Source organism: Streptococcus sp. 2020WUSS089, from assembly GCF_044427405.1.
Classification (GTDB): Bacteria; Bacillota; Bacilli; order Lactobacillales; family Streptococcaceae; genus Streptococcus; species Streptococcus hashimotonensis.
Genome location: NZ_JAOTGD010000001.1, coordinates 416,746 through 429,905, shown reverse-complemented (window position 1 = coordinate 429,905; position 13,160 = coordinate 416,746). Strand labels below are relative to the sequence as shown.

At 40.8% G+C, this 13,160-nt stretch carries 12 protein-coding genes; 11 read left to right on the top strand and 1 reads right to left on the bottom strand.

What is annotated here, in order from left to right:
* Positions 1-116 precede the first annotated feature (116 nt).
* From ODU46_RS02030 to ODU46_RS02015, 4 genes are all read left to right on the top strand, one after another.
* Positions 117-662 (top strand): isoprenylcysteine carboxyl methyltransferase family protein, encoded by a 546-nt coding sequence (locus ODU46_RS02030; RefSeq protein ID WP_024385029.1) that lies wholly within the window; start codon positions 117-119, stop codon positions 660-662.
* Positions 663-855: 193 nt separating this feature from the next.
* Positions 856-3,798 carry an LPXTG cell wall anchor domain-containing protein gene (locus ODU46_RS02025; protein WP_398579164.1) on the top strand — a complete coding sequence of 981 codons (2,943 nt, stop codon included), beginning with the start codon at positions 856-858 and terminating at the stop codon, positions 3,796-3,798.
* 219 nt (positions 3,799-4,017) lie between these two features.
* Positions 4,018-4,569, top strand: a complete 552-nt coding sequence (locus ODU46_RS02020; protein ID WP_253214744.1) for an isoprenylcysteine carboxylmethyltransferase family protein — start codon at positions 4,018-4,020, stop codon at positions 4,567-4,569.
* Complete coding sequence (locus ODU46_RS02015; protein ID WP_398579163.1) at positions 4,541-5,698, top strand: hypothetical protein; 1,158 nt, start codon at positions 4,541-4,543, stop codon at positions 5,696-5,698. Before ODU46_RS02020 ends, ODU46_RS02015 begins: the two co-directional genes overlap by 29 nt.
* A gap of 87 nt (positions 5,699-5,785) precedes the next feature.
* Here the strand turns inward: ODU46_RS02015 and ODU46_RS02010 are convergent, their stop codons facing one another.
* Complete coding sequence (locus tag ODU46_RS02010) at positions 5,786-6,694, bottom strand: neutral zinc metallopeptidase (RefSeq protein WP_105154390.1); 909 nt, start codon at positions 6,692-6,694, stop codon at positions 5,786-5,788.
* 224 nt (positions 6,695-6,918) lie between these two features.
* Here ODU46_RS02010 and xseA point away from each other — a divergent pair, with 224 nt between their 5' ends.
* The 7 genes from xseA to ODU46_RS01975 all read left to right on the top strand — a co-directional run bounded on the left by xseA (position 6,919) and on the right by ODU46_RS01975 (position 13,144).
* Entirely contained in the window at positions 6,919-8,262 is a 1,344-nt protein-coding gene (gene xseA, locus ODU46_RS02005; RefSeq protein WP_336372710.1) for an exodeoxyribonuclease VII large subunit, read from the top strand.
* Entirely contained in the window at positions 8,237-8,452 is a 216-nt protein-coding gene (locus ODU46_RS02000) for an exodeoxyribonuclease VII small subunit (protein ID WP_205013756.1), read from the top strand. Before xseA ends, ODU46_RS02000 begins: the two co-directional genes overlap by 26 nt.
* Positions 8,452-9,321, top strand: coding sequence for a polyprenyl synthetase family protein (locus ODU46_RS01995; protein ID WP_398579162.1), 870 nt, complete (start codon positions 8,452-8,454; stop codon positions 9,319-9,321). Before ODU46_RS02000 ends, ODU46_RS01995 begins: the two co-directional genes overlap by 1 nt.
* Positions 9,314-10,135: a TlyA family RNA methyltransferase gene (locus ODU46_RS01990; RefSeq protein ID WP_044683494.1), complete on the top strand. Its 822-nt coding sequence runs from the start codon at positions 9,314-9,316 to the stop codon at positions 10,133-10,135. The genes ODU46_RS01995 and ODU46_RS01990 overlap by 8 nt, the downstream gene beginning before the upstream one ends.
* Positions 10,128-10,553: an arginine repressor gene (locus ODU46_RS01985; RefSeq protein WP_002936261.1), complete on the top strand. Its 426-nt coding sequence runs from the start codon at positions 10,128-10,130 to the stop codon at positions 10,551-10,553. The genes ODU46_RS01990 and ODU46_RS01985 overlap by 8 nt, the downstream gene beginning before the upstream one ends.
* A 2-nt stretch (positions 10,554-10,555) precedes the next feature.
* Positions 10,556-12,217 (top strand): DNA repair protein RecN, encoded by a 1,662-nt coding sequence (gene recN, locus ODU46_RS01980; protein WP_002942943.1) that lies wholly within the window; start codon positions 10,556-10,558, stop codon positions 12,215-12,217.
* Positions 12,218-12,310: 93 nt separating this feature from the next.
* On the top strand, positions 12,311-13,144 hold the full coding sequence (locus ODU46_RS01975) for a DegV family protein (RefSeq protein ID WP_044756727.1): 834 nt from the start codon (positions 12,311-12,313) through the stop codon (positions 13,142-13,144).
* Positions 13,145-13,160 lie beyond the last annotated feature (16 nt).

Sequence of the window (13,160 nt, the reverse complement as noted above, 5' to 3'; positions counted from 1 at the left end):
TATAAAAAATACAAAAAAGATAGAACGAAGGCAGGGTGAAAATAGTTGGGGCTGATATAATTTTTTTGCCACAGGGTAAGAACTCTGTGAATTTGCAAAGAGAAGGGAAGGACATTATGATTGTCTTTTGGGTTATTAGTGTTTTTGTACTGAGATTGTATTTTTTGAAAATTTCGCTAAAAAATGAACAGCAGATTTTAGCAAATGGTGGTTCTGAATACGGTGTGCAAAATACAAAATTACTAACAGTCGTCCACATTGTCTTTTACTTATCATGTTTGAGTGAGGCAGTGTTAAAACAAGCTAGTTTTGACGGTTTGAGTGTACTTGGTCTAGCAGTATTATTCTTTTCGATGATGATGCTATGCTGGGTTACAAGGATTTTAGGAGATATTTGGACTGTTAAATTGATGTTGGTAAAGAACCATCGATTTATTGATCATTGGCTTTTTAGAACAGTAAAACATCCAAATTATTTCTTAAACATTATCCCCGAATTGCTAGGCTTATCTCTGTTATGCCACGCCAAGTACAGCTTTATCATCCTATTCCCAATCTATATGGTTGTACTGTACAGACGTATCCATGAAGAAAATATCTTATTGAAGGAAGTCATTATTCCTAATGGTAAGGTAGAGTCTGCTGGTGAAATGTTGGAGTGAAGTGTGCAGAGAGAGACAAAGATAGAACTTTACGAGAAATCATTCTAGTGGTTACATTAATTTAGTTTAAATATCGTTTTTTAGGAATTACTACTGACCAAAGGAAGGCTGTGCATTTAGAATAGTAGGGTAATTTCCAGTTTGAAAACAGGTATTTTATAAAGATTATGCGTTTTTTTAAAAGGAGCAAATTATGAGCAAGCAAAAAGTAATATCAGGCTTATTATTAAGTACAACGGTATTGGGTGGTTTATTACTTTATCCAACATCATTGGTCAAAGCAGAAGGGACAGAGCTTACAGAAGTAGCTGTGACCGAAGCGCCAAAGTCAAATAGTGAAGAGATTTCCGTGACATCTGAAAATAGTCCATCTCCAGTATTGGAGGAAGCGGTTATGGTTGCAGATAATAATCCTTCAACTAATGCTGAGTCTTCTTTGAAAGAAGAGGAAGATAAAAAAGAAAATGTAGATTTGGAACTAGTTTCAAATGAAGAGCTGGTTTCATTATCAGAATCGAAAAACGTAGTAGAGGGGGAGGAGAAGGAAGATTCTACTTTAAAAGTTGAAGATGGACCGTTGATTCAGGCAACTAATAGAAGTTCTTTTTTTGGTGATCAGGAGTACTTCAAAAAATCTGTATCGATAAATCAAGTTTCTGAGGGAATTAACAATGCTGAAATTACATGGAAAGTGGAGTTTGATACAGCGAAATGGTCTTTTAATCATCACAGTGGTGGGGTTTACTTTATTATACCTCAAGGCTTAAAATTGACAAAGATAGTTGAGGGAACGAAACCGAGTGAAAATTTATTGGAACAATTTCCTAAGAACGTTAATTATCCAGAAAACGGCGAGGGGAACCCTTTTCGTATATTTAGTAAAAAAGAAGAACCTTTGAATCTCGAGCGTAGTTTTAATTCTCAATGGGGCTGGTCTGCTGGAAAAGTAGGCAGTATGGAATTGGAGAAATGGAAAGAAAACTTTTCTGATATCTATTTTATTGATAACATAAAAGGAACTGGTAAGATAAATTATCAGTTTACTGCTAAAGTGACTGTAGATTCACAATCAACCTTTCCTTTTATTGCCGTGATGAAAAGTTTTAGATACGATACGGTCACTGCCGCAGGGCGGATATTCAATGTTAAAGGAACAGGAAAAACGTCTGAAAGTAATACTATAGCTAAGCCAGCGTTGCCTAGAGTTGAATTTATTTTTCAAGAGGGGGGAAATGGTGCACTTGATATAGGAGCTACGCATCGTATTGATAAAGGAAGATTTTCAGAAGAAGGCATTACCGGAGAAACATTTGGCGAATTTTTTAAGAGAGTTGGAGCCAATGAACGAGTTATTCCAGCGCCAGGATATACTTTTGTTGGCTGGGCTTTTGCAAGAAATCCTGATGAAGTCATTGATTTGGAGTTAAAAATTTCCAATGACCTGCCATTACTTTTGGTACCGGTTATGACAAAACAACAACAACCCGAAACACCTAAATCACCATCTACTCCAGAAAAACCGATGGTTGATCCGAAGGTATCGGAAACAGAGAAGCCTGGAACACCAGAACAACCGAAGATGCCTTCTGTACCAGAACAACCAGAAGTACCAGCACCAAGTCCATCTCCTGAAAGTCCTAAGAAAGAAGACATGCCGCCAAATAAAACCAAAGATGAGATCTATGAGCCAATTGTCCAAACAGACAAATGGGTGGTTTATCCTGTAGGAACTTCGAAGGAAGAAGCAGAGAAGAAAATTCTTGATGCAGTAATGGTTCCTAAAGAAGCAGGAGAAACTAAAAAAGAAATCGTTGGGGACGTTCCATTGGCAGCAGGGCAATACGGAGTAAATGTAAAGGTCATTTACGATGATAAGTCGTACGATGTCACTTTAGTTGATGTTCATGTGACATCTAACCAGACTGACAAACCGAATGAAGATATGCCTCGAAGTCCAGAGCAACCTCGTATGTCTGAGATGCCAAAGGTTGAACCAAAAGTAGAAGAAATGCAGCCGAAGGTCATGCCACAAAGTCCAGAAATGCCATCTCCTGCTCCAGAACCAGAACAACCTAAAACTCCAGAAGTACCAGATATGTCACAGCCAGAAGTTCCTAAGAGCGAAACACCTAAAATGGAACAACCAGAGGTAGTGCCACCGACGTCAGAGTCAGAGCAACCGCAAGCTCCTATGAAACCAGAGACTTCATCTCCAGAGGGACCAGAGATGCCTCGTGTACCAGAAACACCAGAGGTAGTGCCACCGACTCCAGCACCAGAGCAACCACGTGTACCGGAAATGCCAGACACACCAGCACCAAGTCCAGCACCTGAAAGTCCAAAGAAAGAAGAAATGGTGCCCAACAAGACTAAGGATGAACTTTATGAACCGATTGTTTCAATGGTTGACTGGGTAGCGTATCCAGTAGGAACCTCAAAAGAAGTTGCGGAGAAAAAAATCTTAGATGCTGTCACAGTTCCTCAAGAAGCTGGTCCAATTACAAAAGAAGTTGTTGGAGAAGTTCCGCTAGTAGAAGGGCAATATGGGGTAAATGTGAAGGTCATCTATGATGATCATTCGTATGATATTGCTCTGGTAGATGTTAAAGTTACTAACGAGAAGTCACATATGGACATGCCACAGCCAGAAGTTCCTAAGAAGGAACAACCAGAGATGGTTATTCCTGAGGAGAAAATGCCTAAGGTAGATAATCCAAAACAGGATACACCAAAGTTAGAACAACCAAAAGTAGAGACTCCGAAAGAAGAAGCTCCGAAAAAAGAGATTCCACAAACTGAAACTCCTAAGATTGAGGTTCCTAAAGAATCTGAAAAAGAAAAATCTGATATTCAGAAAATGGCTAAGCCAAAACAAGAAGATCAGATGGCAAAAGAATCTCAAAAAACGGATAATCCTTCTGAGAAGATGAAACCCGAGTCACAAGGGTCAAAAACAACATCACCAGCGGTCAAACAGCCAATGGATGAAATGTCAGATGGTAAGAAACCTCAGAAGAGCAAAGAGACTTTGCCAAATACTGGAGAAGCAGGTGGTAGCTTAACTTGGTTAGGAGCAGCCCTGGCCACTCTTTCAACTTTTGTGTATGTATTTAAAAACAAAAAGAAAGAAGAGTAATTTCTTTTAAATTAGCAATCGTAGCTACCAAGTATGAAAATCATAAAAAATTCCTGAGTTTGAATGTACTGACTCAGGAATTTTTTTGATTTGGCATCAGCTAGGGTCACTCCACGAATCAACCAACAAAAATAAATAAAAAATAGAATATGGGCAGGGTGAAAATGGATTGACTTGATATACTAAGTCTGTAATTCAATAGTAGAAGGAGGGATTATCATGATTATTTTTTCAGTCGGTTTGGTTGTTTTGCTGAGGCTATATTGTTTGCGAATAGCTCTTGAAAATGAAGAGAAAACAGTGCTTACTGGTGGAATAGAAGACAGCATCCACAATGTCAAATGGCGGTTAGTTGCACATATGGTATTTTACTTTTCATGCTTATGTGAAGCACTAATAAAACAGCCCCTATTTGACTGGTTTAGTGGATTGGGGTTCGTGATGTTATTTTCTGCGATGGCAACCTTATATTATCTGAGAAGAATTTTAGGAGACAAGTGGACAGTTGGGCAACTATTCGGAGAAACCTACCATCCTATCCATCATTGGCTATTTCAAACCGTAAGACATCCGAATATTTTTCTAATCATTATTCCAGAATTAGTAGGGCTTGCCTTACTATGCCATGCGAAGTATAGTTTAATTTTTCTCTTTCCAATCTATATGGGGATCCTGCATGGACGAATACGAGAAGAAAATCTGCTGGAAAAAGAAACGGTCGTATCAAATAGCAGGATAGATTTTGGAAGGAAAATTGCCGAAAATAATTAATGAAGAGAGGTTAAAGTATTTTATGAAAAAAACAAAAATGATAGCTGGATTACTAGTAAGCAGTGCCCTATTAGGTGTTACAATAACTGCGAATGTATCACATATCAAGGCGGATACGGAGGCATCAACCGATGCAAGCCTTGTGACGATAGATTCTAACCAAATGCTAGAAGAACAGCCGTTGACGGTTGAAGAGCAAGCCACAAAAGAAGCTGAGAATGGAGAAATTCTAGATGATGAAGTTCCAAACCAGTCTTCTAACCTAGAGGAAGTTGAGAATGTCATTTCTGAGCCAAAGGCTGAAGCAACCCCAGAACCAAAGGCTGAGGATTCAACCCTTTCTGAATTTACACCGCGTGCTGTAAGGTCAGCTGAACATAATTTGGATATGGAATCCCTTCCTGTTACTCCAGAATTGCCGAATGAGAAACAACCAGCCTATATTCAAGATACGAACTATCCAGGTAAACCATTTCAATTACAGCAATCTGTTTTGATAAAAACAACTTCCGTAACCGATAAAAAAATTGAGTGGGAAGTGACTTTCAAAGCTGGAGAATGGGCATTCTATGAATCGATTGGCGGATACTATTTTATCCTTCCAGATGGCTTAAAACTAACTAAGTTAGTGGATCAAAGTAATGCGGATATTTTAAATCACTATAAGTCAGAAGGTGCTGGTGGGGATGAGTATAGGGCATTTGAAAATGGAAAGGGAGAATTTGATGCACAATGGGGCTGGTCTGCAGGGCTTATGGGTAATGCTATATTTAATAAATGGAAGGACGAAAATCGTTTCTCCAAAATTTTCTTTCGAGACCACCGCAGAGATGTGCAGACTGTCACTTACAAAATAGAGACAGAAATAGAAAAGCAATCAGAAAAGCCCTTCTCTCTCATCGCAGTGATAAAGAATTTCAATAAGTATACTCACTATATTTATGGTGATCAAATTGCTTCTGCTGCGGGATTAGAAGTAGTAGCGCCACGAACAGATAAGGTTCCTAAAGAGAAGAAAGAGAAAGAAGGCAAAGAACGAAAGAAAGATCGTTCGAAAAAGAACCGTCACTCACACAAAGAGCATAAAAAACAACATCGTACCAGAGAATTAACTGGACGTAAAAAATAGATCGGCAGTCAATCTCGGCTGTATGAGTAGACTGTATTGATAAAAGCTCCTGCAATTTTACAGGAGCTTTTATTGATAGCGTAGAGGTTAAGGGTTCTCTACGGAGAATGTATCGGCGTGAGCAAGGTCACCATAGGTATAACCGAGATTAAACCATTTTTTCCTTTGCTCAGAAGTGCCGTGGGTAAAACTGTCTGGAACAGTACGGCCGTAGGCTTCCTGTTGAAGAGTATCGTCACCAACTGCATGGGCAGCATTCATAGCTTCGTCAATATCACCAGCATCCAAGATGCCTTGTCCATCAACATATTTGGCCCAGGCTCCTGCATAATAGTCAGCTTGCAATTCTAGGCGAACATTTAGCGCATTGCCTTCCTTATCGGATAGTCGAGCCCGTTTTTGATGGTAAGCCCCAAGAACTTCTAATTCATTTTGAACATGGTGACCAACTTCATGAGCGATGACATAAGCCATGGCAAAGTCACCAGCAGCCTTATATTTGCTAGATAATTCTTGATAGAAAGAAGTATCAATATAAATCTTGCGGTCAGCAGAGCAATAGAATGGACCGGCTTGGGCGGAACCAACTCCACACCCGGTTTGGGTCTGGTTAGTATAGAAAACCATAGTCGGTGCATTGTAGGTTAAACCATTGGCTTTAAATTCTTGGGCCCAAAAATCTTCTGTCGATCCTAACACCTTACTCATGAATTCAGCATCTGCATCAGACACATCTGTACCAGTCGTTGTGACTTGACTCGATTGGTAAGGATTAGTCCCTGTTGATGGGGAAAGCAACCCACCAAGGTTTGACATGCCTCCGAAGGCTAATAAAAGGACAAGAACAAGTAGTTTTCCTTTCCAACCAAGTCGTGAAAAGAGTAGTCCCAATAGGACATTTCCGCCAGATGAACCAGACGAGAAAGATGAGTTAGAACTGGATTGTCCCCTGCGGTCCTCAATATTAGAACTTTTTCGTAAATCATCAATTTTCATATAAATCTCCTTAGAATCTGCATAATGATTCTTAGAACCCGTATTCACAAGTAAAGTGTTTTTACGCATTAGACTGTGAATCCAGGTTCTTATATTCTTACAAACTATTATATAGCAAATTGTTGAAAAAAACACAGGAAAGCTATCGGAAATAATAGGCCTAGTTCTGTATAAAAGTGCAAAATTTGGTATAATAGTAGGGATACAATATAGAAGGAGTGGACATGGTTGAATATTTATCGGTTAGTCATCTAACTAAGTATTTAAAATTAAAGTTTGACCGCGATCCGTATTTGGAAAAGGTGTATTTGACAGGTCAAGTGTCCAACTTCCGTAAACGCCCTAGCCATCAATATTTTTCGCTTAAGGATGACAAGGCTGTCATCCAAGCCACCATGTGGGCAGGCGTCTATAAGAATCTGGGCTTTGAGCTTGAAGAGGGAATGAAAATCAATGTCATCGGGCGCATTCAGCTCTATGAACCAAATGGTTCTTATTCCATTGTCATTGAAAAAGCTGAGCCAGATGGTATTGGAGCCTTGGCTATCAAGTTTGAACAGCTCAAACAAGCCCTGACACAGGAAGGTTTATTTAAACAGGAGTTTAAGCAGGAACTGCCACGGTTTACCAAGAAAATCGGTGTCATTACCAGTCCGAGTGGAGCTGTTATTCAGGATATTATTACAACCGTTAGCCGACGTTTTCCAGGGGTAGAAATTATTCTCTATCCGACCAAGGTTCAAGGAGATGGTGCTGCTCAGGAGGTTGTTGCCAATATTCAAAGAGCCAATGAACGGGATGACTTGGATGTTCTGATTGTTGGTCGTGGTGGTGGTTCTATCGAAGACCTTTGGGCATTCAATGAGGAAATTGTGGTTCGGGCAATTTTTGAATCCAGAATTCCTATTATCTCAAGTGTTGGGCATGAAACCGATACGACCTTGGCTGATTTTGTAGCAGATAAACGAGCTGCTACCCCAACAGCTGCCGCAGAATTAGCAACACCTGTGACCAAGGCAGACTTACTGGGCTACCTCAATCAGCAGGAAAATAGAGCCTATCAGGCCATGACCAATCGTTTGAAATTCCTGAGAGGTCAGCTTGATAAGATTAGCCAGTCAGTCATGTTCCGCCAGCCTGAACGCCTGTATGATGGTTATTTACAAAAATTAGACCGCTTGACCAATCAATTGCAGACACGGATGAAAGAACTATATAGCCAGCAGAAACAGGCTAGTCTCCTACTACAGCAACGATTACAAGGTGTGCATCCAGGTCGTAAAGTAGAGAGTTTCCAAGAGAGAATTATCCAGCAGGAACGACTCTTGAAGAGCAACATGGCCAATATCTATGATAATAAGATGGCCAAGGCAGATAAGCTGATTGAGGCCTTGACTATGCTGGATACCAGTCGCATCGTGGCCCGTGGCTACGCCATGATTCGTCAAGATGGTCGGGTGATTGATAGTGTAGAAAAGATACAAAAGGGAGAACAACTGACCATTCAAATGAAAGATGGTCAACTTGATGTGGAGGTAAATCATGTCCAAACAGACGAAAACATTTGAAGAAAACTTAGCTGAATTAGAAGGAATCGTAACCAAATTGGAGCGAGGCGATGTGGCTCTGGAAGAAGCACTTGCTGAGTTTCAAAAGGGAATGGTCCTATCGAAAGACCTACAAAAGACACTAACAGAAGCTGAAAAGACCTTGGTCAAGGTCATGCAGGCAGATGGCAGTGAAGCGGAGATGGACTAATGGTAGCCAGTAAATTGCAGCAACTTGAGGAAACCATGGCAGGTTTTTATGAACCTCAGGTAGCAGAACGCCTCAACCAATCCGTTCTCTATTCACTCCAAGCTGGTGGCAAACGAATTCGCCCCTTGCTCCTCTTGACTCTCTTGGAGTCTTTTGGAGTGGAATTAAAACAAGCTCATTATCAAGTGGCAGCCTGTCTTGAGTTCATTCATACAGGCAGTCTCATTCATGACGATTTGCCTGCTATGGATAATGATGATTACCGTCGTGGTCGCTTGACCAACCACAAGGTCTACGATGAAGCAACAGCTATTTTAGCAGGAGACAGTCTTTTCCTAGATCCATTTGGTTTCCTAGCCCAAGTTGATTTACCAGCTGAGACCATCCTTGCTCTCGTGAGAGAGCTTTCCCAGGCATCTGGGACCTTTGGAATGGTTGCTGGTCAAGTATTGGATATGGCTGGTGAAGGGCAGAATCAGACCTTAGAGCAATTACAAGCCATTCATGCCAATAAGACAGGGAAATTATTGACCTTTCCCTTTGTAGCAGCAGGTTTGATTGCAGGACAATCGAATGCGGTAATCAACCATTTGCGACAAGCAGGTCAATTAGTTGGTCTAGCCTTTCAAGTTCGGGATGATATTTTAGATGTGACAGCCACTTTTGAGGAAATCGGAAAAACTCCCCAAAAAGATGTAGTGGCTGAGAAGTCTACCTACCCTGCTCTGATGGGATTGGAAGCCTCAAAAGTATTTCTAGAAGATAGCTTGAATCAAGCAATCAACGAGCTAGATCAAGTGGCTAAACAAGTCCCATTTTCAACAGAAAAAATCAAAGAAATCATAGAAAGTTTACGAATCAATGGCTAAGGAAAGAGTAGATGTACTAGCTTATAAACAGGGGCTTTTCGAGACGCGGGAGCAGGCCAAGCGCGGTGTTATGGCGGGACTGGTTGTGTCGGTGATCAATGGCGAACGCTATGATAAACCCGGCGAGAAGATTGATGAGGGAATTGAACTCAAACTCAAGGGAGAAAAACTCAAGTATGTCAGCCGTGGTGGTCTCAAATTGGAGAAAGCCTTGCAGGTTTTCCAATTATCAGTTGAGGGGCAAACAACGATTGATATTGGGGCTTCGACAGGCGGATTTACGGATGTTATGTTGCAGGCTGGTGCCAAGCAGGTCTATGCAGTGGATGTAGGGACCAATCAACTCGCTTGGAAATTACGTCAGGATGAGCGTGTGATCAGCATGGAACAGTACAATTTCCGCTATGCTGAGTTGGGAGATTTCGAACTTGGTCAACCAAGTTTTGCGTCCATTGACGTCAGCTTTATCTCATTGAGTCTGATTTTACCAGCACTCCATCGTATTTTAGCGGAGGGCGGCCAGGTTGTTGCCCTTGTCAAACCTCAATTCGAGGCTGGACGTGAACAGATTGGGAAAAATGGCATTGTCAAAGATAAATCTGTTCACTTGAAAGTATTGGAAGATGTGACAAAAATGGCCGTGGAAACAGGATTCTCAGTCAAAGCCCTTAGCTTTTCCCCTGTTCAAGGCGGTCATGGCAATATCGAATTTTTAGCGCACTTAGAAAAATCAACACAACCAAACCAGATTGATAAAGAGGTCATAACAACTACAGTCTATCAAGCACATGAGGAATTTAAAAAGGATGAATAAACGAGAACGATTAGAAGTCATTAAAGATTTGGTAGTCCGATTTCCTATTGATACACAGGAAGAAATTGTTGAACGTCTAGAAGCAATGGGTGTCAATGCGACACAAGCAACGGTTTCACGTGATATCAAGGAACTTGGCATTATTAAGGTTCCATCAGCAGATAAGGGATATATTTACGGTTTACCAAAGGCAGGTCTTGTTAAGGTAAAATCGCAGAATGTTTTTGAAGTCTCAGTGATGGATAAAATGATTAATCTCCGTCTGGTACCCGGAAGTTCTGCTGTGGTAAAACGCCAGATTTTGGAACAATTTCAAGAACATGTTTTTTCAGTGATTGCTGATGATGACAGTATTCTGCTCATTGTTACAAACGAAGGTATTATTTCGCAAATCGAACAGACGGTTAGAGGGTGGTAGCCATGTTACTAGAAGTGTCCATTAAAAACTTCGCCATTATTGAGCAGGTATCACTGAATTTTGAAAACGGGATGACCATCCTATCTGGTGAAACAGGTGCAGGTAAATCCATTATCATTGATGCCATGAACCTGATGCTAGGGGCGCGTGCGACGACAGATGTTATCAGACATGGGGCCGCCAAGGCTGAGATTGAAGGGCTTTTTTCCTTTGAAAATAGCAGAGCTCTTGAGCAGATTTTACTTGAACAGGGGATTGAAGTAGCTGACGAACTCATTATCCGTCGTGAAATCCTACAAAATGGCCGTTCGGTCAGCCGTGTCAATGGACAAATGGTCAATTTATCTGTCTTGAAACAGATTGGGCAATATTTAGTAGATATTCATGGTCAACATGACCAGGAAGAATTGATGAAATCCCAGCACCATATCCGTCTTTTGGACAGTTTCGGAGAAGATGAATTTTGGAGTCTTAAAGACCGTTATCAGACAACCTTTGATGCCTATCGTAGTCTTCGTAAACGAGTTCTTGAAAAGCAAAAAAATGAGCAAGAACACAAGGCGCGGATTGAGATGTTGGAATACCAAATTGCTGAAATCGAAGCAGCAGATTTGAAGTCTGGCGAAGATATTCAACTCAATCAAGAACGCGATAAACTGCTCAACCACAAACAAATTGCAGATACACTGACCAATGCCTATGCACTATTAGACAATGAAGATTTTTCAAGCTTGAACAACCTACGCTCAGCTATGAGTGACTTGCAAAGTCTGGAAGAATTTGATCCAGACTACAAACAGCTCTCTTCTAGCCTGACAGAAGCTTATTATGTCGTTGAAGATGTGACCAAGCGTCTCAGTGATGTGGTGGACAATCTAGACTTTGATGGCAATCGTCTCTTGCAATTGGAAAGTCGTCTGGATTTGCTCAATACCATTACGAAGAAATATGGTGGAACTGTCGATGATGTTTTGGACTATTTTAGTAAAATCAGCGAAGAATACAATCTATTGACAGGGAATGATTTATCTGGAGATGATTTGGAAGTTCAGCTTAAAAACTTAGAGAAAGAATTGGTTGAACGAGCAGGTCAGCTCAGCCAATCACGCCATGAATTGGCTGTTGTTTTAGAAGATATTATCCGCCAAGAATTGCAAGACTTGTATATGGAGAAAGCTCGTTTCCAAGTTCGATTTACCAAAGGAAAATTTAATCGAGAAGGAAATGAAACGGTAGAATTTTACATCTCCACCAACCCAGGTGAAGACTTCAAGCCTCTGGTTAAGGTGGCTTCTGGAGGAGAATTGTCTCGGTTGATGTTGGCCATTAAGTCAGCCTTTGCCCGTAAAGAAGGTAAAACTTCTATTGTCTTTGATGAGGTGGATACAGGGGTATCTGGACGTGTGGCCCAGGCAATTGCCCAGAAAATTTACAAAATCGGACAATATGGACAAGTATTGGCGATTTCCCATCTACCACAAGTCATTGCTATTGCAGATTATCAGTTCTTTATTGAGAAAATATCCGACGAACATTCAACCGTTTCTCGTGTCCGTCTCTTGACCAAAGAAGAGCGTATTGAGGAAATTGCCAAGATGTTAGCCGGTGACAAAATCACAGATGCAGCCCGTAATCAAGCAAAAGAATTAGTAGAAAAAGGTTAGGTGACTAGCCTTTTTGCTTATGTCCAAAGTTTATTTTTTAGTCAAAATTTGTTATAATAGATGGCAAAATTGAAGAGAATTGTAGGATGAAATATGTCAAAGATTAAGATTGTTACGGATTCAAGTACGACTATCGAACCCAGTTTGGTCGAAGAATTGAATATAACAGTTGTTCCATTATCTGTAATGGTTGACGGAGTCGTATACTCTGACAACGATTTAAAAGAAGGAGAATTCTTGGAGCTCATGCGTGGGTCAAAAAACTTGCCAAAAACAAGTCAGCCCCCAGTAGGACTCTTTGCGGAAACTTTTGCTGAATTGGCTAAAGACGGCAGTCAGATTATTGCCATTCTCTTGTCGCATGCCTTATCAGGGACAGTAGAAGCTGCTAGACAAGGTGCAACCCTTTCTGGTGCTGATGTGACAATACTTGATTCAAGCTTTACAGATCAGGCTGAAAAATTCCAAGTTGTAGAAGCAGCACGCATGGCACAAGCTGGTGCCAGCAAAGAAGAAATCCTTGCAGCTATTGAAGCAGTCAAAGAAAAAACGGAATTATACATCGGTGTATCAACCCTAGAAAATCTAGTCAAGGGTGGTCGTATTGGACGTGTTCAAGGGATGTTGAGTAGCCTACTCAATATCCGTGTCATCATGGAAATGAAAGACCATCAGCTAACTCCGATTGTCAAGGGACGAGGCAATAAGACCTTTAAAAAATGGCTGGAAGAGTTCACGGCAACTCTAGCAGATAAAAAAGTAGCCGAGATTGGTATTTCCTATTCAGGAACGGCAGATTTTGCAAATGAAATGAAGAGTCAATTACAAGAGTACGTCTCAAAAGAAATTTCTGTCTTAGAGACAGGCTCCATTATTCAAACTCATACCGGTGAGGATGCCTGGGCTATTTTGATTCGTTATGAATAACAGGAAGTTGATTCAA

What these genes read in the sequence shown, in the direction of transcription:
- ODU46_RS02030 (WP_024385029.1), top strand. Translation starts at nt 117, where the DNA reads ATGATTGTCTTTTGGGTTATTAGTGTTTTTGTACTGAGATTGTATTTT.
- ODU46_RS02025 (WP_398579164.1), top strand. Translation starts at nt 856, where the DNA reads ATGAGCAAGCAAAAAGTAATATCAGGCTTATTATTAAGTACAACGGTA.
- ODU46_RS02020 (WP_253214744.1), top strand. Translation starts at nt 4,018, where the DNA reads ATGATTATTTTTTCAGTCGGTTTGGTTGTTTTGCTGAGGCTATATTGT.
- ODU46_RS02010 (WP_105154390.1), bottom strand. Translation starts at nt 6,694, where the DNA reads ATGAAAATTGATGATTTACGAAAAAGTTCTAATATTGAGGACCGCAGG.
- xseA (WP_336372710.1), top strand. Translation starts at nt 6,919, where the DNA reads ATGGTTGAATATTTATCGGTTAGTCATCTAACTAAGTATTTAAAATTA.
- ODU46_RS02000 (WP_205013756.1), top strand. Translation starts at nt 8,237, where the DNA reads ATGTCCAAACAGACGAAAACATTTGAAGAAAACTTAGCTGAATTAGAA.
- ODU46_RS01995 (WP_398579162.1), top strand. Translation starts at nt 8,452, where the DNA reads ATGGTAGCCAGTAAATTGCAGCAACTTGAGGAAACCATGGCAGGTTTT.
- ODU46_RS01990 (WP_044683494.1), top strand. Translation starts at nt 9,314, where the DNA reads ATGGCTAAGGAAAGAGTAGATGTACTAGCTTATAAACAGGGGCTTTTC.
- ODU46_RS01985 (WP_002936261.1), top strand. Translation starts at nt 10,128, where the DNA reads ATGAATAAACGAGAACGATTAGAAGTCATTAAAGATTTGGTAGTCCGA.
- recN (WP_002942943.1), top strand. Translation starts at nt 10,556, where the DNA reads ATGTTACTAGAAGTGTCCATTAAAAACTTCGCCATTATTGAGCAGGTA.
- ODU46_RS01975 (WP_044756727.1), top strand. Translation starts at nt 12,311, where the DNA reads ATGTCAAAGATTAAGATTGTTACGGATTCAAGTACGACTATCGAACCC.